At 60.4% G+C, this 26,282-nt stretch carries 24 protein-coding genes and 1 riboswitch; of the genes, 5 read left to right on the top strand and 19 right to left on the bottom strand.

Translation table 11 applies throughout. From position 1 onward, the window contains the following. Window positions 1-49: 49 nt before the first annotated feature. The 3 genes from MRS74_RS15825 to MRS74_RS15815 form a co-directional block, all read right to left on the bottom strand. Window positions 50-1,102: a TRAP transporter substrate-binding protein gene (locus MRS74_RS15825; RefSeq protein WP_254581245.1), complete on the bottom strand. Its 1,053-nt coding sequence runs from the start codon at window positions 1,100-1,102 to the stop codon at window positions 50-52. A 59-nt stretch (window positions 1,103-1,161) separates the two neighbouring features. Next, window positions 1,162-2,439, bottom strand: a complete 1,278-nt coding sequence (locus MRS74_RS15820) for a TRAP transporter large permease (protein ID WP_254581244.1) — start codon at window positions 2,437-2,439, stop codon at window positions 1,162-1,164. A gap of 81 nt (window positions 2,440-2,520) precedes the next feature. Next, window positions 2,521-3,051: a TRAP transporter small permease gene (locus tag MRS74_RS15815; protein WP_254581243.1), complete on the bottom strand. Its 531-nt coding sequence runs from the start codon at window positions 3,049-3,051 to the stop codon at window positions 2,521-2,523. Between the two features lie 136 nt (window positions 3,052-3,187). On the opposite strand from MRS74_RS15815, the gene MRS74_RS15810 reads away from it, so the two are divergent. Both MRS74_RS15810 and MRS74_RS15805 read left to right on the top strand, forming a co-directional pair. Next, complete coding sequence (locus MRS74_RS15810) at window positions 3,188-3,574, top strand: RidA family protein (RefSeq protein WP_067293133.1); 387 nt, start codon at window positions 3,188-3,190, stop codon at window positions 3,572-3,574. Window positions 3,575-3,738: 164 nt separating this feature from the next. After that, entirely contained in the window at window positions 3,739-4,623 is an 885-nt protein-coding gene (locus tag MRS74_RS15805) for a MurR/RpiR family transcriptional regulator (protein ID WP_254581242.1), read from the top strand. Window positions 4,624-4,742: 119 nt separating this feature from the next. Here the strand turns inward: MRS74_RS15805 and MRS74_RS15800 are convergent, their stop codons facing one another. The 14 genes from MRS74_RS15800 to MRS74_RS15735 form a co-directional block, all read right to left on the bottom strand. Next, a complete protein-coding gene (locus MRS74_RS15800) occupies window positions 4,743-5,975 on the bottom strand; it encodes an Aq_097 family APC-type transporter (RefSeq protein WP_254581241.1) in 1,233 nt (410 codons plus the stop codon). Window positions 5,976-6,173: 198 nt separating this feature from the next. Then, the gene (thiC, locus tag MRS74_RS15795) at window positions 6,174-8,069 is read right to left on the bottom strand and encodes a phosphomethylpyrimidine synthase ThiC (RefSeq protein WP_254581240.1); all 1,896 of its coding nucleotides are present in this window, start codon (window positions 8,067-8,069) and stop codon (window positions 6,174-6,176) included. A 144-nt stretch (window positions 8,070-8,213) separates the two neighbouring features. Then, window positions 8,214-8,876 (bottom strand): thiaminase II, encoded by a 663-nt coding sequence (gene tenA, locus MRS74_RS15790; protein WP_254581239.1) that lies wholly within the window; start codon window positions 8,874-8,876, stop codon window positions 8,214-8,216. 2 nt (window positions 8,877-8,878) lie between these two features. After that, window positions 8,879-9,535, bottom strand: coding sequence for a TenA family protein (locus MRS74_RS15785; RefSeq protein WP_254581238.1), 657 nt, complete (start codon window positions 9,533-9,535; stop codon window positions 8,879-8,881). Between the two features lie 60 nt (window positions 9,536-9,595). Continuing rightward, window positions 9,596-10,540 (bottom strand): ABC transporter substrate-binding protein, encoded by a 945-nt coding sequence (locus tag MRS74_RS15780; RefSeq protein ID WP_254581237.1) that lies wholly within the window; start codon window positions 10,538-10,540, stop codon window positions 9,596-9,598. Between the two features lie 2 nt (window positions 10,541-10,542). Further along, a complete protein-coding gene (locus MRS74_RS15775; protein WP_254581236.1) occupies window positions 10,543-11,307 on the bottom strand; it encodes an ABC transporter permease in 765 nt (254 codons plus the stop codon). Next, on the bottom strand, window positions 11,304-12,041 hold the full coding sequence (locus tag MRS74_RS15770) for an ABC transporter ATP-binding protein (protein ID WP_254581235.1): 738 nt from the start codon (window positions 12,039-12,041) through the stop codon (window positions 11,304-11,306). The genes MRS74_RS15775 and MRS74_RS15770 overlap by 4 nt, the downstream gene beginning before the upstream one ends. Window positions 12,042-12,049: 8 nt before the next feature. Next, window positions 12,050-12,868, bottom strand: coding sequence for a bifunctional hydroxymethylpyrimidine kinase/phosphomethylpyrimidine kinase (thiD, locus tag MRS74_RS15765; protein ID WP_254581234.1), 819 nt, complete (start codon window positions 12,866-12,868; stop codon window positions 12,050-12,052). Window positions 12,869-12,931: 63 nt separating this feature from the next. Continuing rightward, window positions 12,932-13,073: riboswitch (TPP riboswitch) on the bottom strand. A gap of 422 nt (window positions 13,074-13,495) precedes the next feature. Then, window positions 13,496-14,263, bottom strand: coding sequence for a 3-hydroxybutyrate dehydrogenase (locus tag MRS74_RS15760; protein ID WP_254581233.1), 768 nt, complete (start codon window positions 14,261-14,263; stop codon window positions 13,496-13,498). Window positions 14,264-14,347: 84 nt separating this feature from the next. After that, a complete protein-coding gene (locus MRS74_RS15755; RefSeq protein WP_254581232.1) occupies window positions 14,348-15,403 on the bottom strand; it encodes an MJ1255/VC2487 family glycosyltransferase in 1,056 nt (351 codons plus the stop codon). A gap of 6 nt (window positions 15,404-15,409) precedes the next feature. Next, a complete protein-coding gene (locus MRS74_RS15750) occupies window positions 15,410-15,943 on the bottom strand; it encodes a phosphatase PAP2 family protein (RefSeq protein ID WP_254581231.1) in 534 nt (177 codons plus the stop codon). 93 nt (window positions 15,944-16,036) lie between these two features. Continuing rightward, window positions 16,037-16,972: an alpha/beta hydrolase gene (locus MRS74_RS15745; protein ID WP_254581230.1), complete on the bottom strand. Its 936-nt coding sequence runs from the start codon at window positions 16,970-16,972 to the stop codon at window positions 16,037-16,039. A 204-nt stretch (window positions 16,973-17,176) separates the two neighbouring features. Beyond that, window positions 17,177-17,989 carry a bifunctional DNA-formamidopyrimidine glycosylase/DNA-(apurinic or apyrimidinic site) lyase gene (mutM, locus tag MRS74_RS15740; protein WP_254581229.1) on the bottom strand — a complete coding sequence of 271 codons (813 nt, stop codon included), beginning with the start codon at window positions 17,987-17,989 and terminating at the stop codon, window positions 17,177-17,179. Between the two features lie 87 nt (window positions 17,990-18,076). Next, window positions 18,077-19,009 (bottom strand): DMT family transporter, encoded by a 933-nt coding sequence (locus tag MRS74_RS15735; protein ID WP_254581228.1) that lies wholly within the window; start codon window positions 19,007-19,009, stop codon window positions 18,077-18,079. Between the two features lie 165 nt (window positions 19,010-19,174). Between MRS74_RS15735 and MRS74_RS15730 the strand changes: the two genes are divergently transcribed. After that, complete coding sequence (locus MRS74_RS15730; RefSeq protein ID WP_254581227.1) at window positions 19,175-20,584, top strand: aminotransferase-like domain-containing protein; 1,410 nt, start codon at window positions 19,175-19,177, stop codon at window positions 20,582-20,584. Between the two features lie 7 nt (window positions 20,585-20,591). On the opposite strand, the gene MRS74_RS15725 is transcribed toward MRS74_RS15730, so the two are convergent. Beyond that, complete coding sequence (locus MRS74_RS15725) at window positions 20,592-21,068, bottom strand: Lrp/AsnC family transcriptional regulator (RefSeq protein WP_254581226.1); 477 nt, start codon at window positions 21,066-21,068, stop codon at window positions 20,592-20,594. A 131-nt stretch (window positions 21,069-21,199) separates the two neighbouring features. Between MRS74_RS15725 and phhA the strand changes: the two genes are divergently transcribed. Further along, a complete protein-coding gene (phhA, locus tag MRS74_RS15720; protein WP_254581225.1) occupies window positions 21,200-21,997 on the top strand; it encodes a phenylalanine 4-monooxygenase in 798 nt (265 codons plus the stop codon). Between the two features lie 84 nt (window positions 21,998-22,081). After that, a complete protein-coding gene (locus MRS74_RS15715; protein WP_254581224.1) occupies window positions 22,082-22,432 on the top strand; it encodes a 4a-hydroxytetrahydrobiopterin dehydratase in 351 nt (116 codons plus the stop codon). 68 nt (window positions 22,433-22,500) lie between these two features. Here the strand turns inward: MRS74_RS15715 and MRS74_RS15710 are convergent. Further along, the coding region (locus MRS74_RS15710; RefSeq protein WP_254581223.1) for a DUF5801 repeats-in-toxin domain-containing protein at window positions 22,501-26,282 on the bottom strand (3,782 nt) is incomplete at its 5' end.

Here is a 26,282-nt window from a genome sequence, read left to right as displayed (position 1 = left end):
AAAACACCTCGAGAGGTTGACCCCGAACACAGGTTCGGGGCCTGGGGACTTAGTTCAGGTAGAGCTTTTCGTTGGCCTGCTGCGTTTCACTCAGGAACAGGTCCAGCAGTTCAACGCCCTTGCCGTCCTGCGCCTGGCGAATATCCTCAATGACCACCGGCTGGGTCGCCTCGCGGAAACGGTCGCGCTCGGTTGCAGACAGTGCGTTGACCTTCATGGTCTTTTTAAGCCCCTCCAGACCGCGCTCCGAAGCCTCGATCACGCGGGACAGGCCTCTGCCTGCGACAATGCCCGACTGGGCTGCAAAATGGATGATCTTGCGTTCCTCGTCGGTCAGATCGTCGTAGAAGGCCTTGTTCAGCATCAGCGTATAGGGCGCAAACAGGTGGTTGGTCAGGGTCAGGTATTCCTGCACCTCGTCAAACTTGGCGAAGGTCACCGTGGGAATCGGGTTCATCTGGCCATCGATAACGCCGGTCTGCAGGGAGGAATAAACCTCGCCCCAGGCCAGTGGATAGGCCTCGCCACCGAGTGACTGAATAATTTTCTGGTGCGTCGGCAGGGTCATGGTGCGAATGCGAATACCCTTGAAGTCTTCCAGGGTGTTGATCGCCCGCTTGGAGTTGGTCACCGAGAAGAAACCACCGGTATCGGGGAAACCCAGCACCTTGACGTCGCCGAGGCTGGCGTCGATATCCTCCGCCAGCGCCTTGCCGAAACTGCCGTCCAGCACTTCATAGGTGGACGCATTGCTGTTGAACGCAAAAGGCACATCGAGCACACCTATACGGGGGTAATAGCCCGCCAGGGCGCCGGTAGACGACAGCGTGCCCTGGATCTGGCCGTCCCGCACCATCTGGATATGCTCCTTCGCCGAGCCCAGCTGATTGCTGGGGTAGATCTCGACCCTGATCTCGCCATTGCTGGCGGCTTCAACAATATTCTTGAACACGCCGGTGAAGGCATGGGCCGGGTTCTCCAGCATGTCCGCCTTGTTGTCATGGGCGAAGCGCAGCACCTTTTCGGCGTTGGCCGTCAGGGGCATGGCGACCAAAGTGGCCAGCAGGGATGTGGCGGCGATGGAGGTGATTATTTTTTTCATCGACAGTATCTCTTGGTTTCAGGTGGATAAATGGCCGTAGCCGCAGGATTCAAGCCTGCTCAGTAACCCAGCAAACGCGGGATGAAGAGCGTGACTTCAGGGGTAAAGGCAAGAAACATCAGCAGGATCAGCTGGCCTATCAGGAAGGGCATCAGCTCAGCTGAAATACGTTCCAGCTTTTCGCCGGTGACCGACGACAGCACAAACAGGCAGGCGCCCACCGGAGGCGTCATCAGCGATATATTCAGCGCCAGTACGAAGATGATGCCGGCGTGCAGCGGGTCCATGCCGATCTGCTCGGTCAGGGGTACCAGCACCGGCGCCAGGATGATGAGCATGGCGTTGATATCCATGATCATGCCCACCACCAGCAGCAGACCGATTATCAGCAGCAGGATCACGCTGGGGTTATCCGACAGCTGGCTGATAAAGGTGGCGATAAACTGCGGAATCTGGTTGAAACTCAGCCACCAGCCGAAGATCGAGGCGGCGCCAATAATCAGATAGATCACCGCCGAAATCTGCGCCGTGCTGATCAGCATGCGAAACAGGGCCGCAAAGCTCAGGTTGCGATACACCACCGAGCCAATAAAGAGTGCATAGGCCACCGCGACTGAGGCCGCTTCCGTGGGTGTGACGATGCCGCTGACAATGCCGCCCAGGATAATCAGGGGCATCAGCAGCGCCAGCAGCGAGCCTTTGAAGTGACCCAGGAGCTGGCGCAGCGATGCGCGCTGGGCTGCCTTGGGCAGATTCTTGCGCTTGGCGAAGACGGCGATAATGGCCATGCACACCAGGCAGATCAGCAGACCCGGCAGAATGCCGGTGGCGAACAGACCGCCGATGGATACCCCCATCAGGGATCCATACACCACCATCAGGCCGGATGGCGGAATGGTCGGGCCTATGATGGAACCCGCCGCCGTAACGGCACAGGCGTAAGGGCGACTGTAGCCCTGCTCCACCATCGCCGGCACCAGGGTACGACCGAAGGCGGCGGCATCGGCGGTGGCCGCCCCGGTGATACCGGAAAAGAACACCGATGCCACCATGTTGGAATGCGCCAGACCACCGCGAAAATGACCGACCAGCGCCTGGGAAAACTGCACCAGCCGGGAGGTTATGCCGGTGTGGTTCATGATTTCGCCGGCCAGAATAAAGAACGGCATGGCCAGGAAGGGAAAGATATTCAGGCCGTTGAAGACCTTGGCCGGCGCCAGCGACGCAAAATGCAGCCCGCCGATGCTAAACATGCCGGCCAGGCCCGCCAGGCCCAGCGCAACGCCTACGGGGGTACCGATAATCAGCAGTACCACCAGAATCAGGGCGATCGTCATTGCGTCACTCCTCTGTATTGTTGTTATGGGTCACTGCGGCCGCCATGGGTTGAGGCCGCAGTGCTGCACAAACTGTCTCTGCTATTGCAGCTGCAGTGCCTTTTGCGAATCAGCCGCGGGCTCCAGCGCATCCGTGCCGCAGTCCCGCAGCAGCGCCAGCAGGCTTTGCAGCGCCGCCAGACCGAAGGCCACCGGAATAGCGCCGTAGGGATAGGCCATCGGCAGCCCAAACACCGTGGAGACCTGCTGCAGACCCTTGATCACCAGTTCAGTGCCGGAGAAGGCCAGGTAGCCGAAAAACAGCAGCGACAACAGATCCACCAGGATTCTCAGGCCGCGCTGCAATGGCGCCGGCAAATGCTGCACCACCGTCGACAGGCCTATATGTTCACGCCCCGCCGTGCAGCAGGGCACCGCCAGCAGGATCGCCCAGATCATGATGTAGCGCGCCAGCTCCTCGACCCAGCTGATCTGCCAGTGCAGCAGGTAGCGGTCGAGCACCGCAATCCACACATCCAGCAGCAGCACGGCCATCAGTACACCGACAACCCTCTGATTCAGCAGATTGATTCTGCCGCTGAGCCTGCTGCTCAGCCTGTGACACCGGCTCATAAGGAGACCTCTGTTTTTGTTATTTATGAACACAATCTTCATTTTGTGATTGAAATATGACCGTGAAGAGGGTAAAAATCAACTGCAAATTTAAAAAAGAGAAGATTTTCTTCATACTTTATTCAGGAGTACATTTATGCCTATCGAACGATTCCGCCTTGCAGGTCAGGGAGCCGGTGGCCAGGAACTGCCTTTTGCCAAGGCCACCAAAGCCGGTGGCTTTCTGTTTGTCTCGGGCCAGGTCGCGCTGGAAAATGGTGAGGTGGTGGAAGGCGGCATCGTGACCCAGACCCGCAAGGCCATCGAGAATGTCAAAGCCATACTGGAAGAAGCCGGTTACGGGCTCGAAGACGTGGTCAAGGTGAATGCCTGGCTGGACGACCCGCGGGATTTCTGGAGTTTCAACGGCGTATTCAAGGAATACTTCCAGGGCCACCCGCCGGCGCGCTCCACCGTGGTGTCACCGCTGGTGGTAGATGCCAAGGTGGAAATCGACGTCACGGCCTATAAGGATCCGCAGTAATATTCGCCTCGCCTGCGCCTGGGGGGCGCGCCATGACCCAGGCGAAGGCCCCGGCTCGCGGGGGTTTGTGAAGCGGTGTTATACTCCACCGGATCGCTTTCAGACCCGGTGCGGCGGCGCGCTACTGACCCATTGCTGACTATCAAGGAAGGGTGAACCCCATCATGACGCCACCGGCAGCCCCCGACATAGTGTCCGCTCTCAAGGACAATACCAATGCCATGAGCAAGGCGGATCAGCGTCTGGCCGAGGTTATCCTGTCCGACGTCGATCGCGCAGTCCACGCCAGTACTACCGAACTGGCACAGTGGTCCGATACCAGCACGCCCACGGTGACGCGGTTCTGCCGCAAGCTGGGCTTCAAGAACCTGCGCGAGTTCAAGGTTCACCTGGCCCAGGCACGCGCCGTGGGAGTACGTTTTCTGGCCGGGCAAACCTCGTCCGGCAGCCATTCGGAAGCCGCCGAGCAGGTGGTGCGCCGCGCCCAGCAGGCACTGGAAATGCAGCTGGCGCTGCTGGACAGCGAAACAATCCAGCAGGCAGTCACTGCCCTGCAGCACGCCGGGCGCATTGCCGTATTCGGCAGCGGCGGCGGCGCCACCATAGTGGCGCAGGATGTCGAACACCGGCTGTTTCGACTCGGCCTGGCGGTCAATGCCTATCAGGACAGTCAGATGCTGCAGATGGTCGCCGCAACACTGAAGAAAGGTGATGTACTGCTCGCCATCTCCACCTCTGGGCGCTTCGCCGATCTGGCCAACGCCTGCGATATCGCCCGCGGCTATGATGCCACCGTGATCGGCATGACCCGGCCCGACGCCCCCCTCTGTGCTCATCTGGATATTCTGCTGCCGGTGGATATCCCCGAAGAGAAAAGCTTTGTGAATCAGCCTACCGCCTCGCGTTATGCCCTGCTGGCGGTAATCGACGTACTGGCATCGGAACTTGCCATCGCCATCGGCGAAGGGGCGCTGGAGAACGTGCGCCGCATCAAGCACCATCTGGTGGCGTACCGGGATCACGACGACAGCCAGCCACTGGGGGACTGATCCCCCTTTTCCAATCAGGCTGGCCCGCAGGCCCGGCAGAATCTGGGCATGGCATGCGACCGGTTTCTTTTCGGTTTTTTCCTGGGTTTATCCTGAATGCGTCGGCTCTGCCGACACCGTCATGCGGCTACAGGCTTGGCGAACAGCACAATGCTGAGCAACACCAGTGCCAGGGCTGAGTAGGAACCCAGCTGCCACTGACGGCGCCGGCCGCTGCTGACCTTGGCGGCCAGGCGGGCCGCCAGAACCGCCTGCAGCATGTAGTAGAACGCGAAGGCCCGGGACGCCAGCGCCACGATCTCGAAGATGTTGCTGATCCATATCAGCACCACCGCCAGCACGGCAATGACCGGGTAGGTGCACCGCGCGGACAGGCGTCTGCGGGTCTCGTTCTCCACCACGCCACCGGCGCCTATGGTATCGGCGATGGCGGCACTGAACTGGCTCATCGTTGCCGCCACCACCAGCATGAAGGGCAGAACCAGGGTGATGTTGCCGGACAGGTCGATGATGGCCGTTTCACTCGGCGCCATCCGTGCGAAGGGGGCCATCAGCGGCATGGCCAGCGCGACGAAGGCGATATAGATGATGCCGGCCACAACCTGTGCCAGGCGCATCGAACGGGCCCGCAGCGGCGCATCGTAGGACGATTCCAGGTATTTAGACGTCTCGAATCCCTGCACGATCAGTAGCATGCCAGCGAGTTGCTGGAGGCCTGCCCAAATGGAGGTCTGCGGCAAAGGCAGCCCGGACAGGTCGTAGCCGTTACCGACATCGTAGGTCGCCAGACCCACCAGCAGCGAGGCGATGATGGCCAGCTTGATGGTGACCGAGTACTCCTCGAGTCGCTCCAGACCATGCAGTCCGCGCCATACACCGTAGATACCGATGAACAACAGCACCAGCGTCGCCATCGCGTTCGCGTTGAAGGGGGTGTAGGTATCGACACCTGTGAGAACAAAGCCGCACATCAGGCGAATGTAGAAGGTGATCGAGATGACATAGGCGCCGGCCAGCGCCAGGTCCGACAGACGCTCCAGTGGCCGCGCAAAGGCATCCGTTTGCGCGGCAGGGTTGCGCCCATCGTGCAGGATATTGAAGCGTATGGCGGCTCCCAGCCAGAACGACAGCAGCACGATGCCGATAATGGCGAAGACGGCCAGGGTGCCGGTAATGCTGGCCAGCAGCGGAACCACAACCAGAAAGCCGCTGCCGATAATGGAGGCCAGCGGGGTTACGGTGGCCCGCCAGTAGGGCGCGTCACGGATCTCGGCCCGCAGCATGATGGCCACGATGGCCACGCAGATCACGACCAGAATGCCGTCCAGCGCGGAGAAAGTACCAACCGCCATCGTAAATGCCCCATTGAGTGTCAGTTGCGTCGACAAAGACCGGGCAGATTTACGCCCACAGGTCGAACGATAACATATTGATAATAAAGGTTCCCATGGCGTATCGGCTCGACCGGAACCAAGGTTCAGACGGGATTAACGAAAAAAGGCCGGCACCCTGTCGGGCAACCGGCCTTGTTCATTGCTCGGGCGTATCGGTTACACCTTGTGGTAGATCTCGGCGCCGGTATCGCGGAACTCTTCCGACTTCGCTTGCATGCCGGATTCCGCTTCCAGATTGATGGCCGCGATCTGGCTGTCATCCAGCTGGCGCACTTCCTGGCTGATCTTCATGGAGCAGAACTTGGGTCCGCACATGGAGCAGAAGTGTGCCACCTTGGCGGACTCCTTCGGCAGGGTCTCGTCGTGGTAGGCACGGGCTGTATCCGGGTCCAGACCGATATTGAACTGGTCTTCCCAGCGGAACTCGAAGCGCGCCTTGGACATGGCGTTGTCGCGGATCTGCGCACCCGGGTGGCCCTTGGCCAGGTCGGCGGCATGGGCGGCGATCTTGTAGGTGATGATGCCGGTCTTGACGTCATCCTTGTTCGGCAGCCCCAGATGCTCCTTGGGTGTGACGTAGCAAAGCATGGCGCAGCCGTACCAGCCGATCATGGCCGCACCGATACCGGAGGTGATGTGGTCGTAACCCGGCGCTATGTCGGTGGTCAATGGCCCCAGCGTATAGAAAGGTGCTTCATGGCACTCCTCCAGCTGCTTGTCCATGTTCTCCTTGATCATGTGCATGGGTACATGACCCGGGCCTTCGATCATCACCTGCACGTCATGCTTCCAGGCGATCTTGGTCAGTTCGCCCAGGGTTTCCAGCTCGGCAAACTGGGCTTCGTCGTTGGCATCGTAGACCGAGCCCGGACGCAGGCCATCCCCCAGGGAGAAGGACACATCGTAATCCTTGCAGATCTTGCAGATGTCTTCGAAGTGGGTGTAGAGGAAGTTTTCCTTGTGATGCGCCAGGCACCACTTGGCCATGATGGAGCCGCCGCGGGAGACGATACCGGTCATGCGCTTGGCGGTCATGGGCACGTAGCGCAGCAATACACCTGCGTGAATGGTGAAGTAGTCCACCCCCTGCTCCGCCTGTTCGATCAGGGTGTCACGGAACACTTCCCAGTTCAGGTCTTCGGCCACGCCGTTAACCTTCTCCAGCGCCTGGTAGATGGGTACGGTACCGATGGGCACCGGCGAGTTGCGCAGTATCCATTCGCGGGTTTCATGGATGTTCTTGCCGGTGGACAGATCCATGATGGTGTCGGCGCCCCAGCGGGTGCCCCAGGTCATCTTGTCGACTTCTTCCTCGATCGAGGAAGTCACCGCCGAGTTGCCGATATTGCCGTTGATCTTCACCAGGAAGTTGCGGCCGATGATCATCGGTTCCAGTTCCGGGTGGTTGATGTTGCACGGAATAATGGCGCGGCCTTCGGCCACTTCCGTACGCACGAATTCCGGCGTGATTTCCTCCGGCAGGCGGGCACCAAAGCTGTGGCCCGGGTGCTGCTGGGCGACGATATTGCCTTCGGCCCTGGACTTGGCCAGCTTCATGTTTTCGCGGATGGCGATGTATTCCATCTCCGGCGTGATGATGCCTTTGCGCGCATAGTGCAGCTGTGTGACGTTACCGGCCTGGCCGTCTTTCAAGGGGCGTGCGCGGCGCGGCTTGCGGGTCAGCTCAAAACGCAGCTCATCGAGGCTGGCATCGGCTTCGCGCATGCGGCCGTAGTCACTGGTCATGCCATCCAGCAATTCGGTATCGTTACGCTCTTCGATCCAGGCATCGCGCAGCGGATGCAGGCCCTTGCGCACGTCGATTGCCGTATCCGGGTCTGTGTAGGGACCGGACGTATCGTAGACATAGAGCGGATCATTCTTTTCGCCACCCAGACCCGTGGGGGTATCGTCCAGCGAGATTTCGCGCATGGGTACGCGAATATCCGGTCGGCTACCCTCGATGTACACCTTGCGGGACTTGGGGAACGGCTGCACTGAGGCGGCGTCAGCGACGACTCCACGACTGAAAGGCTTGTTTTGCTCGGCCATTTTATTCTCATCCTCTTGGGTCGGTTTAGCGCCGGCATCCTGCCAGCATGATTGAAAATCGTGTTTTGAGCTTAATTTGGGCATAAGCCCCCCAACCCCGCGGCTATGGCGGGTCAGGGTTAGGGTTTCACTTCAGGAATTCATTCAGGCGCTCAGATCGAGCCCCATCTGCCAGAAGGCCGCTTCCATCCGGGTTGCGGTGTGGAAGGTCTTTTTCAGCTCATCCAGACGTCGCGCCGGCATGCCGGCACAGAGTTCATCCAGCAGGCGGATTTCGGCGGCGGCGACCGCCTGATATTCCTCGCTGGCATACATTTCGATCCAGGCGCGGTAAGGGTTGCCATCCAGCACGGTGGACGGCTGATCCAGCAGCCAGCGGGCGACTTCGGCATAGCCGACGATGCAGGGCGCCAGCGCAGCATGCAGATCCGCCAGATCGCCGCATAGACCCGCGTCCAGCACATAACGGGTATAGGCCACGGTGGCGGCCGCTTCCGGCAGGCGCTGCAGTTCCGCTTCGCTGATACCCCAGTCGGCGCAGTACTGCACATGCAGACCGATCTCGATATCCAGCATGGCGTTGATACCCTGCTGGGCATAACGCATCTGCTCCAGGGTGCGGCTTTTGTATACCGCCAGTCCCCAGGCACGGCTGAACTGCAGCAGGAAGAGGTAATCCTGCTTCAGGTAATGGGCAAAGGATTCCGGCGCCAGGGTGCCATCACCCAGCCCACGCACAAATTCGTGCTGAATATAGGCATCCCAGTCGGGCTGGGCGGCGCGCTTGAGCTCTTCATAGATGGACATGATCATTTCTGCTCGGTCAGCAAGACATCAAAGAACGCCTGTTCCAGCCAGGCCATACGGGTAAAACGCTGTTCAAGGCGCTTTCGATCCGCCGCGTCCAGCTCGCCAAAACTGTCGAGCTGCGCCTGCAGCCAGGCCACGAACGCCTCGAATTCCGGCAATACATGGATATCGATCCATTCGCGCAGCCAGAAACGCGTCGGCGGCGTCTTTTTCGCCTCGCGCTGTGCCCAGCTCAGATAGACCCATTCGGCACAGGCCAGCACCACTATCATGTCGGCGTAGCCGCAGGCCTGGGCATCGCGCATTTCCCGCGCCAGCATCTGCGCCACGGGATTCAGTTCAGGCGCCCGGTACGCTGCAGGGTTTACATCAAGGGCGGCAAAGGAACGCTCGAAGTAGTCATTCTCGGCCGAGGTCAGCGCCGCCAGAAAACCCGCCAGCACACCCTTGGCCGCCATGTCGGGTGCAGCAGCAATCGCCAGCGCGGCATGATCGGCCAGGGTGCCGATAAAGGCGTAGTCCTGCAGCAGATAGCGGATATAGACCGCATCCGCCAGGGTGTCGTCACCGAGCCGAACGGTGAAAGGGTGGTCTACGGCACCGCTCCACCAGGGCTCGGCAGTGCTGCGCAGCTGTTGTGAAAATGACATCGTCATCGAGGCTCCCGCGTCTGAACTTAATTCAACTTGCCTGGGTTCAACGTCCTTGGGCCCGCCTTATTTGGGCTCAAAGGCGTAGGTCGATACCGCCGGGTTGGCCTTGGTCAGTCCCTGGGCCTGCATAAAGGCGCCCATGCGCTCGTAACGGCCGCTGTCCAGCGCCGCCGGGCGCAGTGCAAAACGGGTCAGGGTATCGGCCCAGGCACGCTTGTTCAGTTCGTTGTGCAGATCCGCCTTGTAGCTGACAAAGCTGGTCCAGGCCTCTTCCGGATGGTTGACGATAAACTGGGTCGCCTTTTCCAGCGCCCGCATGAAACGGCCATACTTGGGGTTCTTGCGATCCTTGTTGTTCACGACGAGCACCAGCTCGTCGTAGGCCGGCACGCCCAGTTCCTCGACGTAAAACGCCCGCCCCGGATGGCCCTCGATATCCATCTGGTTCAGCTCGAAGTTGCGGTAGGCGCCGATGACGGCATCGACATTGCCGGTGATCAGTGACGGCGACAGCGACCAGTTCACGTTCACCATTTCGATGTCCGACAGTTCCAGGCCTTCACGGGCCAGCATGGCCTTGAGCAGCGCATCCTCGAAACCGCCGACCGAATAGCCGACCTTCTTGCCCTTGAGGTCCTCGATCGAATGGATATCACTGCTTTCCAGCACCACCAGAGAATTCAGCGGCGTTGCCACCAGGGTACCGACGCGGCTCAACGGCAGGCCTTCATCGATCTGCACGTGCAGCTGCGGCTGATAGGATACCGCCATGTCAGCCTTGCCGGCGGCGACCAGCTTGGGCGGCATGGACGGGTCCGCCGGCTCCTGCATCACGACCTCGAGCCCCTGCTCCTTGAAGTAGCCCTGCTGCTGCGCCACGATCAGCGGGCCGTGATCCGGGTTGATAAACCAGTCGAGCAGCAGCGTGACTTTTTCCGCCGCCATGACATTCGCACTCAGCAGTGCAGTGGCCAGCATGGCGGCGACTTTTAGCTTTGTTGTTTTCATGTTTATGCCTCCCGGGCATCATCAAACAGGGTTTCAGACTGCCAGGGCATCAAGCGCCGCAGCAGCCAGTCAATCAGGAAATACAGGCTCACCGCCATCAGCGACAGCACCAGCAGGGCCGCAAACATCAGATCCACCTGCATGCGCGCATTGGCATGCAGCATCAGATAACCAAGCCCGGTGGATGAACCGACCCACTCCCCCACGACCGCGCCTATGGGCGCCACCGAAGCTGCAACCCGCAACCCCGAGCCCAGCGCCGGCAATGCCGACGGCAGGCGAATGTGCAGCAGCTGGGTACGCTTGTCAGCCCCCAGGGTTCGGGCCAGTTCCAGCCAGGCCGCCGGCGTATGCCGCAGGCCGTCGTAACAGGCCGCTGTCACCGGGAAATAGATGATCAGCGTGGCCATCGCCACCTTGGAAGCCATGCCGTATCCCAGCCAGAGCATCAGTACCGGCGCCAGTGCGAACACCGGGATCGACTGGCTGATCACCAGAATCGGCAGCATCCAGGGCCGCAGGCGACGAAACCAGATCAGTGTCAGGGCACTGCCCAGGCCCAGCAGGACACCGAGCAACAGACCCAGCAGTATCTCCGCCAGGGTCACGCCGGCATGCTGCAATATCAGGCCTATATTGCCGTACAGCGCCGCCAGCACCCGCAAGGGCCCCGGCAGGATAAAATGCGGTGCATCGGTTAACCACACCAGCAGCTGCCAGAGGCCGCAGAGCCCTGCCGCTATGCCCAAACTGCGCAGGGAATTCATGTCGACAGCTCCATCAGCTGGCGCAGCAGACGTCCCTGCAATTCCAGCACCTGGGGCTGATCCACTGCCCGGGGCGGTGCATCCTGCGGGCGCAGCGGCGCGGTGAGGCGGGCTGGGCTGCCCTGCAATACCAGCACCTGATGCCCCAGACGCAACGCCTCCAGCGGATCATGGGTAATCAGCAGCACCGTGCGATCGGCCAGCAGATGGGCCGCCAGATCCTGCAATTTCAGCCGTGTCACCGCATCCAGTGCCGAAAAGGGTTCGTCCATCAGGACCAGCGGGCGGTCTTCCATCAGCATGCGCGCCAGGGCCACTCGCTGCCGCTGGCCGCCCGACAAGGCCGCAGGGTAACGCGCATCCAGCCCCGCCAGACCCACCTGGCTCAGCAGGTAGCGGGCCTGTTCGCGCTGCGCCGGGGTAACGCGGCTGCGCCGCAGACGCGGCCCCAGCAGCACGTTATCCAGCACGCCCAGCCAGGGCAGCAGCAAATCCTGCTGCGCCATCCAGGCCACTCGTCCGTCCAGCGACTTGCCATCGCTGGCAACTATCTCGGCCCGCACCTGCATCTGCTCGGTCAGCCCTGCCAGCAGGCGCAGCAGCGAACTCTTGCCAACACCGGACTGCCCCAGCAGACAGGTCCACTCACCGGCCGGCAAATGAAAATTCAATTCGCTGAAAACGCTGTGACCCTGCCAGGCGAGGCTGGCGTTGCGTACGTCAACTCCGAGCACCCGGCCGCTCACCACCAACGGTGGAAATGGTGGACAGGCCCGTGACCGCTGCCGATCTCAAGCCTGTCCGCCGCCTCTATGGCAGCACTGATATAGGCCTTTGCACTCTCAACTGCCGCCTGTACCGACAGGCCCCTGGCCAGCTCCGCGGCTATGGCGGAGGACAGTGTGCAACCGGTACCGTGGGTATTGCGTGTATCGATGCGCCTTGCGGGCAACCAGAGCAGCTGATCGGCCGTGCAGAGCAGATCGGCGCTATCCTGCCCCTGCAGATGCCCCCCCTTGAGCAGCACAGCCTCAGGGCCGCACTCAAGCAGTGCCCGGGCGGCACGAATCATGTCATCGCGGCAGGTCGGCTCCTCGCAATCGAGCAGCACCGCCGCTTCCGGCAGGTTGGGGGTCAGAATGGTCGCCAGCGGCAGCAATTCCGTACGCAGGCTGGCAACCGCCTCCTGTGCCAGCAGCTTGTCGCCGCTCTTGGCCACCATGACCGGATCGAGCACTATATTGCGGGCCTGGTAGCGCCGCAGTTCCTCGGCCACCACAGCAATCACCGCCGGCTGACTGAGCATGCCGATCTTGACGGCGCCAATGGCCAGATCATCGAATACGGTTTGAATTTGACTGCGAATAAATTCCGGCGGCACATCCTGGATGGCGCGCACTTCCTGGGTGTTCTGGGCCGTCAGGGCAGCGATAACCGAAGCGCCATAAACGCCCAGCGCAGAAAATGCCTTGAGGTCAGCCTGAATCCCGGCACCGCCGCCAGAATCGGACCCGGCGATGGTCAGTGCTATGGGACAGGCATGCGGGGAACGCTGCTGCATGGTCGGCTCCTGATAAATTTGGCTGTCGGCCAAAGATTCACCAGAAGAACAGAGGAAAGAGTATATGGGACATATCTCGGTTTCCTACACCGGTACTAACCGGATCAGGTTCAACGGGTTTGATCTCAGCCCCTCAAATGACCGAGCAGAAGATCGGTAAACCGATACGCGCTCGGTGCTTTTTAAGGCACCCCGACAAGAAGGCATCTAGTCTATGCGTTTCACAGGGATAATGTCCACGGCCAAATTGATCTGAAGATTGGGCCAGCCAGGATTCGCCAGGCCCCGCGCCCTCCGGCGCAGCAAACTGTAAATGTTTGGTAACAGTTTCGCTTTCTCGACCAGACACTGCCGCCACTTCAAAAGTGTAAAGATAATGAAACATCTTTTAGGACTTTTTCCTATATTAATAAATTTGGCAGCGCCCATAATCAGTCTCATGGATCTCCTGTTCATGGAACGAATAGCAAGGATGGCCTCGGTTAGCGCAAAGGACGAATTGGACGCACGCAGGATGCAATTCAAGCGCACGGAAAATGGAAGCCAGACAAGAGGGCGCGATGACGGATCATCGCGCCCTTTTTATTTTATGCCCGCTTTACAATAAGTTAGCCTTTTAAAACGACACTAGCGCGCGGTCCAGCCGCCATCCACGGCAATCGCCTGGGCGGTAATATTACGTGCCGCAGAACTCATCAGAAACAGTGCCAGTCCGGCCAGTTCCTCAATACTGATAAAGACCCCCTTAGGCATGGGTTTGAGCATTATTTCGCTCACTACATCCGCTTCACTGATGCCGTTTTCCCGCGCCTGATCCTGAATCTGCTTATCAACCAGGGGCGTACGAACATAGGAGGGACAAATGGTATTGATGGTGATATCGGTATCGGCCGTCTCCAGCGCCACCACCTTGGAAAAACCCAGCAGCCCGTGCTTGGCCGCCACATAGGCGCTCTTGTACGGCGATGCCACCAGGGCATGAATGGAGCCGATATTGATAATACGTCCGTAGCCCGACGCCCGCATGGCGGGCAGCAGTGCCCGCGTAAGCATGGCGGCGCCGTTCAGCATTACCTGCACCAGCAGGTCAAAACGCTCGGGGGGAAAGGACTCCAGCGGCGCCACATGCTGCAGGCCGGCATTGTTGATCAGCACGTCCACCGTTTCGCCTTGTAACAGCGACGCCAGCTGATCGATATCCGCCTGGGCACTGACATCCAGTATCAGCGCCCGCGCCTGGCCGCCGCCGGCCAGTATCTGGTCTGCGGTATGCTGTGCCGCCGCCGCAATCAGGTCGGTAGCGATAATGCGATGCCCCTGTGCGGCCAATGCCAGCGCCACCTCCTGGCCAATACCGCTGCCGGCTCCCGTAATCAGCACCGTTCTATTCTGCATGACGCTCTCCGCTGGAATGATGTCTGACCATACTCCAGCAGCCCGCCCAGATAAAACCCGGCTGATAATTAATCGCGCTACGGCTCAGGCGCCCGCTGTTGCCCCAGCCTGGGCGGCGTGACAGGCCCACAGACGTTTGGCCAAAGACGCTGCGGGCTCGGCATGACCTCCGGCAATCCAGCGCGCCAGCGCAGTGGCCACATCCGGATAGGGCGCCGGGGACGGATTGGGCTCTTGCAGCCAGCGTTTGAGTTGCGCCAGATCGCAATCGCCTTTCACCACGCTGGCCAGCCCCAGCTGCTGCATGATTTCGGCATTGGAAAGCTGTTCCACCTGGCCGCGATAGGGCTTGCTCAGCAACTTCTTGCCGTACTGCACCGTTTCGCTGGCCAGCCCGAAGCCACTGTTGCTGATCACGCCGGCACAACTGGCCAGATCGCGCTCAAAACCATCACGGCAGAAGGGCTGGAACTGCAGGTTTTGCTGTGTTTCGGGTTCTGCGCTGTCGCAATAAACCACGAAGCGATAATTCGCAAAGCGGCTGAACCAGTCGAGCAACTGGGCGCGGCTTTCATGGGGCAGATACACCAGAATCTTGTCGGCTTCGAGCGTCACCGGATAGCGCGGCGGAGAAACAAGCGGCGGCAGTATGGGCTGGTCAAAATGATGCCAGTGCAGGCCAATGGCGGTATCCACCGGCGCCATCAGGCGAATGGCACTGCGGGTCAGGCGCCCCTGATGCCGCCCCGGCAGCTCGTAGTTGAACACATACTGGTGGGCGATACCGATGCTGGCTACACCCTGACGCCGTGCCGCCCAGGCCGAGACCGGCTCGAAGTCGCTAATCACCAGATCATAGCCACTCAGATCCAGCCCGCGTATCTCGCCCCACAGCTGCCACAGACTGTTGTTGCACAGGGTGCCGAGCGCATTCACACGCCCGCCTGCGCCGTATTGGAAGGTCAGGCCGCGGCGACAGCGATAGTCGCCAAAGGGATCCATATCAAACAGCTGCTCCGCGGGGCGGCCACTGAACAGGTAGTCCACCTCAAGCCCCTGTGCTGCCAGGGCTCCGGCCATGACCCGCGCCCGGGTAATATGTCCATTCCCTGTTGCCTGCACACCGTAGAGTATTTTCATGGTGCTTTACCCCAGACCGAACAGCAGAATGCCCAGCTGGGCACAGCAGATACCCAGCAGGGCGCCGGCGAGAATATCCGACGGAAAATGCACACCCAGCAATACGCGGGACGCCCCAATCAGGCTGGCCAGTCCGTACAGCGGCAGCATCAGGCTGGGATAGTGCGCCACCATCACAGCGGCAAAGGTAAAGGCAGCTGCCGCATGCCCGGAGGGGAAACTGAAGCGATCCGAGGGTTTTATATAGGCCGAGAAATGATCGAAGCGGTCGCAGGGACGGTCGCGCCGGATCAGGTTTTTAAGCACCAGGTAGGCCGGCAGCTCAATACCAAACGCCAGCAAGCCGGTCTGCAGGAAGCGATGCCCGTCCTCGGGCTCGAACAGCGCCAGCGCAACGCCCAGCAGGACGTAGCAGAGGCCATCCCCCAGCCTCGACACCCAGCGACTGACAGACGCCAGTTGCGGCGCCCTGGCATGACCCTGGCACCAGTGGAACGCAAGCGTATCAAGCTGAGTGATTTTCTGTTGCAGCGCATTCATCGGCATCACCTGACAGGATTGCAGTCAGGTGCATTGTCCGATACCGCCGGTGACAGCCACATGAACAGGGCATGACACCGGGATGACAGCGACTCAGGCGGAGATGGCCTGTGAGCTTTGCAGTTGCTGCTGAAACCACTGTGCCGAGCGTTGCGCCAGCACAGCGGCGTTGTCCCAGGGCAGCATGTGCCCCTCGGCCGGAATCAGCACCAGCTCAATGGGATGCACCGACTGCGCCACGACACGGCGGGCATAGTCCACATCCAGCACCTCATCCCGCGCACCCTGCATGATGGTCAGAGAAAACGGATACTCCCGTTTCAAAATGCCGGCGCTGCGACTGAACAGGCTGGCCAGGGTACGCAACGGATACTCGAACACCAGCATGGGATCAGCATTGATAAGAGGACCCGCCGGATGGCCGGCCAGCAGGGTTTCAAAGTCAATAAAGCCCTTGAGCGGCACCCGCATGCGCGGAAACATCCAGGCCGAAGCGCTGGTCCATTGCCAACCCAGACCATGCAGCAGATCTGGTGCCAGCTCGCTCAGCAGCAGAGTGCCGCACAACAGCGCCTGCACCCGGCTGTCCTTTTCGGCCAGCGCCAGGCCCGTCACCGCACCACCTGAATAGCCAAACACGCCCACAGGGCCGCTAAAGCGCTCCTGCAGGCTATCCAGCACGCACTGCAGATCCTCTACGGTGTCCTCGACGCTGTAATAGCCGCGCTCGCCGCCGGAATAACCGTGGCCACGGGGGTCAACCCCCACAACATTGAAGCCCTGATCCCGAATACCCGCCAGCAGCTCGGCGTAGAGCTCCGAATAGGTCCCAAGCCCCGGCAGAAACAGCAACACGGGGGCCTGACTGTCGAACTCGTACAATTCGCAGTGAATCGGCGGATCCCTCTCAATCTGCAGCACTTCCCTGCCCTGCAATATATCCTGAATGCCCAAACCATCCCGCAACTGCTCGCGAAAGTGGTTGCGCTGCAGCGCCTTGTCAGTCAACGCGGATTGCGCTGCGGTCATAGATTATGCACCCCTGTAATAAGCCATACTCGCCCCGAACAGCCACTCGGACTTAACACTGGTCTACTGCGAAAAAGCCGAATTTGGTTACTTTGCGTACTCTTCTTTGTTAAATAGAACCACTATTTGCCTCAAAAGAGCTCAAAAACTAACTCAAATCGGTCTTTCCCTCGCTACGACCGGCGAAGCCCGACAGGCTGCTAGCTAACGCTGACAGCGCGGGCAAAACACAGTACTGCGCTGCCCCAGACGAATTTCTTTCAGTACAGTACCACAGCAGACGCAGCTATCACCGCCCCGACCGTAAACACACAGCTCCTGTTTGAAATATCCAGGCTTGCCATCACCACCGACAAAGTCCCGCAGAGTTGTGCCGCCCTGGGCAATGGCACGCTCCAGCACCTGCTTTATTTCAGCCACCAGTCGATCCAGGCGCTGGGCAGAGATACGCCCTGCAGCCCGTTGCGGGTCAATACCGGCGGCAAAGAGTGCTTCGTTGGCGTAGATATTCCCCACCCCCACCACCACCTTGCTGTCCATGATGCGCAGCTTGATCGCGCTGCGCCGACCCTTGCAAGCCTGTTGCAACAACGGCGCATCAAACGCCTCGGACAGCGGCTCCGGCCCCAGGGACGCCAGCAGCGCATGCTCGGTGCCGGCTTCCTGCCAGAGCACGGCGCCAAAGCGCCGCGGATCTGTCAGGCGCAGGGCGAGCCCCGAATCCAGCAGAAAATCCACATGATCGTGCTTGCCGGGCAGTTGCTCGCCGGGCACCAGTCGCAGACTGCCGGACATGCCCAGATGAACCAGTACGGTGCCGGCGTCGAAGTCGATCAGCAGGTATTTGCCACGACGCGACAGGCCCCGCACCGGCTGGCCCGCAATCAGCCCGGCCAGTTCCGGCGGCACCGGCCAGCGCAGCCGCGGCTGTCGCACCACCAGAGCACGGACACTGTGATCCTGCAGATAGGGCGCCACACCTCGCCGGGTGGTTTCGACTTCAGGCAACTCAGGCATCGGTTAAAGGCTCCACGCCACACAACAAAAGGAGGCGCCATGATAGCAAAAACCGACTGAGAACCCGGCAGGCTGCAACACGGTCCTTTAGCCCGAGCCTTTCACCCCGGCCCCAGTCGCTGGTATCGCTGGCGCGGTAACGCGGGCGGGTCTGATCACCAGGTACACACCCAGCACGGCGATGGCGATACCGCCCAGTGCAACGGGGGCCAGGCTCTCGTCGAACAGCCACCAGGCTTCCAGTGCCGTCACCGGCGGCACCAGATAGAAGTAACTGGCGACCCTTGCGGCCTCACCTTCACGGATCATCAGCATCAGCAGCAGGATGGCCGACACCGACAACCCCACTACGAGCCAGAACAGCGCCAGAAACAGCTCTGGCTGCCAGTCCACTTTCTGCGTTTCAAACCCAAAGCTCAGCAACCCCATCAGCAGGGCCGTAGACAGATACTGATAGAAAGAGCCACTGAGCAGGTCCACACCCTGTCCAAAGCGCTTCTGATACAGGGTGCCGACCGAGATTCCCACCAGAGCCAGTACCAGCGCCAGCAACGCCGTCCAGACCAGCTCGCCGGAGGCGCCTGAGCCTCGCCCCGCCAGCACCAGCGCCACACCTAAAAGGCCCAGCAGCAAACCGACCCACTGCAAACTGCGCAACCGGCTGCCCAGCCACTGCCAGGCAATCAGCGCGGTGAGCAGCGGCTGCAGGCCAACCAGCAGTGAGGCAATACCGGCCGGCATCTGCCAGCTGATAGCCGCAAAGACCCCGCCCAGGTAAGCCCCGTGCACCATCAGCCCCACCACCATCTGATGCAGCGCCTGACGCGGCCCCAGTGCCCGGGCCCGGAAGATGCGCATCAGCAGTGCAAACACCACCAGGGTGAGCAGCATGCGGATAAACAGCAGGTAAAAGGGTTCTATATAAGGCAGCCCGTACTTGGCACCTATAAAACCGGTACTCCAGAGCAGAACGAAAAGCAGCGGCACCCAGCGTACCAGCCGCGCCTGAAAATCACTCATCAATAAATCCTCTGGGCGGCTGAGTCTAGCTAGCCGCCAAGTTGAACAAGAGTTCAAGCATACGGTGTTTACGCCTGGGCAAAACAGACACAAGACGACGTTATTTGGATGGGTACAGTCGCATTTAATGACCCACACAAGCCCATGTATAGCTAGACTGTATCCATGAAAATATACGAACAGACCGCCGAGCTGTTGCGCAACCAGATTCTGGAGCAGCAGCTGCGGCCCGGCGATCCACTGCCCTCGATCCGTGAGCTGTCCAGCAGGCTCAGTGTTGGGCGTAACAGCGTGATACACGCCTACATGATGCTTGAAGACGAGCAGCTGATTGAGCCTCGTCCACGCTCGGGCTACTACGTACGGGCACGTCTTCTGCCCCCCACTCCGGGCGCCGCACTGGAACCGCGCAAGGTGCAGCTTGGCGCTACGGCGCTGGAAATCATCGGTGCGGCCCAGAATGCCCGGCTGGTTCCTCTGGGTAGCGCCGACCCGGATGCCCGCTGCAGCGGCCGCGAATTCTTCTACCGCCGCCTGTCACGCCATGCCAGGGATACCGCCGCGACACCCGGCGGCAACAGCCACTATGTGGCGCCTCCCGGGCTGCATGCGCTGCGGGCGCAACTGGCCAGGCGTGTTCATTCAACCTCGCTGCCGGCCAGCGCGGACGATATCGTCATCACCAACGGCGCCCAGGAAGCCGTCACCCTGGCGCTGTTGGCCCTGGCGCGCCCCGGCGATACCATAGCGGTGGAGTCACCCTGCTTTTATGGCACCCTGCAGTGTATCGAAGCCCTGGGCATGCGGGCATTGGAAATCCCCGGTCACCCGCAGCTGGGCATGGATATGGAAGCGCTTGCTCAGGCGCTGGCGCGCTGGCCGGTCAAGGCCATACTGACCAACCCGAGCTTCAACAACCCCACCGGCGCCTGCATGCCGACGGCTGCACGCCACAGCCTGTTGCGCCTGGCGAACGAGCATGACCTGCCCATTATCGAGGACGATGTCTTCGGGGAACTGTGTCACCAGGGCAGCCGACCGCCGCCGGTCAAGGCCTTGGATACCGAAGGACGGGTACTGCTGTGCAGCTCGCTGTCCAAAACCCTGGACTCCGATATCCGTATCGGCTGGATCATGCCGGGACGCTACTATGAGCAGGTAAATTACCTCAAATATGTCACCACCCTGGCCTCCCCCGGCATACTGCAGCATGCAGCGGCCGACTTTCTGGCCGACAACCGCTATGAACGCCACCTGCGCCAGGTACGCCGGCGCTATCAGGCACGCCTCGGCCTGCTGCTCGAAGCCATCTACCAGTACTGGCCGGGCTGCGCCGTACCACTTATCCCCAAAGGCGGTTTCCTCTGCTGGATTGAACTGCCGGCGGGCTTTGACAGCGACCGCCTGTATCGGGCGGCCCAGCAGGCCGGCATCGGCATTACCCCCGGCAGCCTGTTTGCCAGCGACGGGCGCTTTAGCCACTGTATTCGACTGAACTACAGCACCTTCGAGGCCACACCCTACTACCTGCAGGCCATTCAGGTGCTGGGGGAGCTGATCCGCGAGCAGCTATAGCGCCGCACTAATCACTAATAGGCAATTCCGTGGTGTACTTCTTCTGGCGCAGTACCAGCGAGCTGTTGGTCGACTTGACGCCCTTGAGCTTGAGCAGCTTTTGCATCATGAAGCGCTCCAGCGCTTCCATATCCTCGGCGACGATACGCAGCAGGTAGTCTTCACTGCCGGTGATGGCGTAGCACTCCATCACCTCCGGCGACTGTTCGACGAACTCGTCAATGGCTGCAATGCTGGCATCACTGTGATCCAGTAACGACAGGTGAATAAAGGCCATGGTCTGCATGCCCAGCTTGTGGCTGTCCAGCAGGGCCACATAACGGTTGATAACACCACTGTCCTCGAGCTTTTTCAGCCGCCGCCAGCAGGGCGCGGTGGACAGGCTGGTGCGCTCGGCCAGCTCCTGATTGCTGATGCGCCCGTTGCGCTGCAATTCACGCAACAAACGGCGATCCGTTTTATCCAGCTTGATCCTTTCAGACATTTTATTTCTCAAAACAATATCTATAGGCAATATCCTTTCAAACACTGCGTTGTTTTGCACAACAGCGCAAGCAAATTTCCCGCGCTCTTCGTTACTCTAATGGGGCATAGAATGCTGTACAGGAGCGCACCATGAAAACAACAAGCCGCTACCAGGCGCACCAACCCGACGCCCAGGGCATGATTCCCTACAGCGCCGAGGAAGACGCGGTCTGGCAGACGCTGTTCAGCCCCCAGCAGGCCCGGGCCAAGCACTATTGCAGCCGGGTATTCACCGATGGCCTGGCACAGCTGGCACTAAGCCCGCAGCGGATTCCGCAGTGCGCCGAAGTGTCGCTACGCCTGCAGCAGGCTACGGGCTGGAGCGTAACACCGGTACCGGCACTGATCGGTTTCGACCGTTTCTACCAGCTGTTGTCCGCCCGTATCTTCCCGGCGGCCTCATTTATTCGCTCGCGCGACGAACTGGAATACCTGCAGGAGCCGGATATCTTTCACGAAATTTTCGGCCACACACCGCTGCTGGCCCATCCGCAGATCGCCGAATTTTCGCACCACATCGGCGTACTGGGCACCCAAGCCCGCCCCCAGGATCATGTCTGGCTGGCCCGGCTGTACTGGTTTACCGTGGAGTTTGGCCTGATTCGCGAACAGGGCGAGCTCAAGGCCCTGGGCGCCGGGCTCGCTTCTTCGGCCAGCGAGCTGCCCTACGCCATCAAAAGCCCGCAGGCCAAGCGCCAGCCGTTTGATTTGATGGACGTACTGCGCACGCCCTATCGCATCGATATTCACCAGCCGCTGTACTTTGTACTCGAGGGCCTCGATCAGCTATACGACCTGATCAGCACCGATGTCCTGGGCGCCATCCACCATGCCCAGGCGCTGGGGCTGCATGCACCACTTTACGCCCCCAAAGCCGCGCTAAACTGAACACAAGCAGCTGTGAGCTACTGCAATCAGCCTGAGTGGCGGCACGCCCTGCCCCAGCTAACCCATACACCAGAGGATACCCCCATGAGCGATTCAATCTGTGATCTCGCCGGTCAGAACTGCGTACCCTGCGAAGGCGGCATTCCTGCCCTCAGCCCTGCCGAAGCCCAAGCGTTAATGCACCAGCTGCACCAGGACTGGGTGCTGGCCGATGATGCCAGCTATTTAGAGCGGGATTTTCGCTTCAAGGGCTTTGCCAAGGCGGTGTATACCACCAATGCCGCCTGCTTTCTGGCCGATCAGCAAAACCATCACCCGGACATCCGCATGGGCTGGGGTTACTGTACGGTGCGCTTTTGCACCCACGCCGTGAACGGCCTGTCGGATAACGATTTTATCTGCGCCGCCAAACTGGATGCCATCGTCAATAGCTAAGACCGCAGCGCCAGACACGAAAAAGCCGGCATCAGCCGGCTTTTGGGTTTCAGGCAAGGCAATAGCTGTTAGCTGTTGTCCACCGTCAGATTACCGCTGGCAATCAGCGTATCTATATCAGTACCGCTAAGGTCGGTCAGGTTAATCACCTGATCTGCCTTGGTTGCCGCCTCGCTCGCATCGGCAGCATTCATATTGCCGCTAGTGCTGACGTACAGCGTGCTGTCGGCACCGTTGTCATCCAGATACAGGTAGGCATCCAGGGTCGCCTCGGTTTCACCAACCAGCAGATCCGACAGGTCCAACACATCACCCTCTACTGGATTGAAATCGGTCACGGTATCTTCGGTGAACAGGCCTGTACCCACTCCACCCTCGTGACCATCGCTCCAAACGAAGATATCCGCACCATCATGACCTGTGAGGATATCGTTACTGAGGGTGCCGTAGAGCAGATCACTGCCAGCACTTCCCTCGATCAGGGCCGAACCGTTATCCGTGGCGTTCACCATCACCGAGAAGCTGCTCGACGCAGAGTCTCCATCCGAATCGGTTCCGGTAAGCGTAAAGTCGAGTTCGTAGTCGTCCGGGAACTCGCTGGTCACATACTTGCCGGCCAGGCCCGTGATCTTGAAACTGGCGCCGCTGTCTCCCGGGCCCAGCTCAATGTAATCCACTTCCCGCGCGGTATCCGCAGCAACGGTCACGCTGTAGTCGGAGCCGATCTGCTCGCTGTAGCTCGACGATGTACCGTCTGTGTAGCGGATATTAATGTCTACCGGATCAGAGGTCTTCACGCCACCGGTATGGGACAGCTGAATCGTCAGTTCCGACAGCACACTGCTGCCGCTCGCCGTTGGCTGCACGTCAAAGCGCAGCACGTCACCCTTGCTGCCCTGCATGACGTTGTCACCCACACCCAGATCGGTGGCGGAGATGGTCAGTGTGCTGGCGACACCATTTTCCGTGCCGGTTACCACTATCGCGAATTCTCCGCCAAACACGGAAGACCCAAAGGTGTAGGACGACAGATTCGAGCCACCGGAAATACCGCTCAACAGGCTCGGGATCGTCTGCTCAACAACCGGATCAGGCGTAACCATAGTCACCTCGTAGGTGCCATCGGCGTTGACCTGCAGCGTAAAGAAGGTAAAGGTTTCCCCTCCTTCTTCATACACAGCGTTGTACAGCAGATGGCTGGCATCCGAGCCCGCCGCATCATACTCAAGACTGTAACCGTCCCGCGCATTGGTCCACTGCAGCGCACTGGCATCGAAGCTGTCGACAAAGGACTGCGTATCGGCACCGACATCGAACACATAGGTACCGGTATAGGTGCCGGTCTCATTGGCGATCGCCAGGTTGGTTGCCGAAAGCGACGGGCCATCATCCGCGAACTGGACGTTTCCACCCAGATCAATCGTCTTGGTGCTGGTCGCCGAATCGCCATCGCCATCGGTGATCGAATAGGTGACCTGTAGGTTCACCAGGCCATTGGCCAGCGCAAGCACATCAGTGTCGTATCCCGAAGTGCTGGCCGTAGCATGATCCAGCGCCTGATACTGAGTCAGCGTCACCTTGCCGTCACTGGCAACACTGAGACTGAAAACCGCCGTAGCATCCACACTGCCGGGATTGGTGGTCGCCGTTGAACCCAGCACGGTACCGTCCGCCAGGGTGTACAGATACACCATATCGGAACCGCAGGTCAGCTGACTGTCGGCGCCCTCGGCCGCCAGATTAAGCACATAACTGAGCCCGCTGGCCTGAACACTGTCGGCACCGGAGTTCAACGAGGCCGCGATCGTAACACCGAACGCCGCGCTGCTGGTTGCCGTATCGGGTGATCCGCCCCGCGTATCGGCGTCCTGGGTTCGCAGCGTCACTCCGCTGTCGCTACCCAGCGTCAGGGACACGCTCGGGCCATCATCCGCGAAGCTGATCGCCCCACCCAGATCGACGCTCTGGCTGCTGCTGGCGCTGTCACCGTCATTGTCGATAATCGTGGCCGTACCGGTCAGACTCACCAGATTACTGGCGAGACTCAACACATCATCGTCATAGCCACCTTCTGTCTCGGCATTGCCGTGATCCAGCGCCGCATACTGACTCAGGGTCACCACACCTGTAGTGTCCACGCCCAGACTGAACACCACTGCGTCATCGATAACCAGCGGGGCTGTTGAGCTGGTACTGCCCACGATGGTGCCGTCGGTCAGCTGGTACAGCTTGACGGCAACGCCGCCACTCTCAAAGCCGGATGCTGTGCCTGAGGCTGCACTCAGGCTTAACGCATAACTCCAGCTGATGGCGCCGGCCTGGCCGTCGGCCCCGCCAGCGCTGCTGCTGACACTGAAGACGCCGTCAAACGCCGCTGCACTGGAGGCGGTGTCCGGGCCCGCGTCATCACCGGTTTCCGCGTCCTGCGTCAGCAGGCTGACGCCGTCAAGGCTAGCCGCGGCAACACTGATGCTCGGCACGTCGTCGATGATGCTGATGGTGACATGAGCCTCCGCGCTCTCGATGCCGTCGGACACGCTGATGGTAAACGACTCGTCATAGCCAGCACCTGTGGCGCCGTCTTTACTGTCGTTGTCGACAGTCTCATTCAGGCTGTAGCTGTAGCTGAAGCTGCCGTTGCTGTAACCGGTCAGCTCGACGGTGCCGTAGCCAACATCGATGGTCTCACCCACCAGGTCGGCGAAGTCACTGAAGTCCACCCCGCGCACGTAGCTGCTGCCGCCTATGCTGAGACTCTCAATATCGTCCAGACCATCGGCATCGGACAGGGTGAAGGTGCCGGATGTTACCTCGGACTGATCGCTCTCATTGCCCGAATCACCGTCTGCAAGCTCTCCACTTCCGAGCGGAAGACCCCTTTCATTAACCTGTTTAGAGGTCGCATCAACCTGAATGGTCGGGTCATCGTTGACGTTGGTCAGACTGATGTTGACGGTGGCGCTGTCGGTGCCACCTTCGCTGTCATCCACGCTGACGCTCAGGGCGTAATCGCCCAGCTCTGCATCGTCGATGTCCTGGGTGACGCTGATCACGCCCGTCGCCGCATCGATGCTGAACAGGCCCGCGTCGTTGCCGCCGGTAATGCTGTAGGTCAGGCTGTCGCCGTCTTTATCCACGGCCGCCACGGTGCCGACGGTGCTGCCGGAGGTCGTGCCTTCGGCGGCACTGAAGGCGTAGATATCGGCATTGGCGGCGGTGTCCGCGGTGTCGGTGCCGCTGATGAACTCCGGCACGGTGTTGTTCACCGTCCAGGTGAAGTCCACATCCACGCTGCCCCCGTTGCCGTCGCTCGCGGTCACGGTGACGCTGTAGTCCTGGGTGTTGTTATTGTCATCGGTCGCATCCGAGGCATTGGCCGCGATGGTGCCGGTAATAACGCCGGCCGCCGAGATGCTCAGCCCCGCCGGCAAGCCGGTGGCGCTGAAGCTCAGGCTGTCGCCATCCAGATCCGCAAAGCTGCTGCTGACGTCCAGGTTGATGACGTCGGCGTCGGCATTGGTCTGGCCACCCAGGGTACCGGTCGGGTCATCGTTGACGTTGGTCAGGCTGATGTTGACGGTGGCGCTGTCGGTGCCACCTTCGCTGTCATCCACGCTGACGCTCAGGGCGTAATCGCCCAGTTCGGCATCGTCGATGTCCTGGGTGACGCTGATCACGCCCGTCGCCGCATCGATGCTGAACAGGCCCGCGTCGTTGCCGCCGGTAATGCTGTAGGTCAGGCTGTCGCCGTCTTTATCCACGGCCGCCACGGTGCCGACGGTGCTGCCGGAGGGGGTGCCTTCGGCGGCACTGAAGGCGTAGACATCGGCATTGGCGGCGGTGTCCGCGG

This window comes from Marinobacterium sedimentorum (assembly GCF_024267675.1).
Lineage (GTDB): Bacteria > Pseudomonadota > Gammaproteobacteria > Pseudomonadales > Balneatricaceae > Marinobacterium_A > Marinobacterium_A sedimentorum.
The sequence above is the reverse complement of the archived record's forward strand: the minus strand, read 5'-3'. Positions and strand labels throughout refer to the sequence as shown.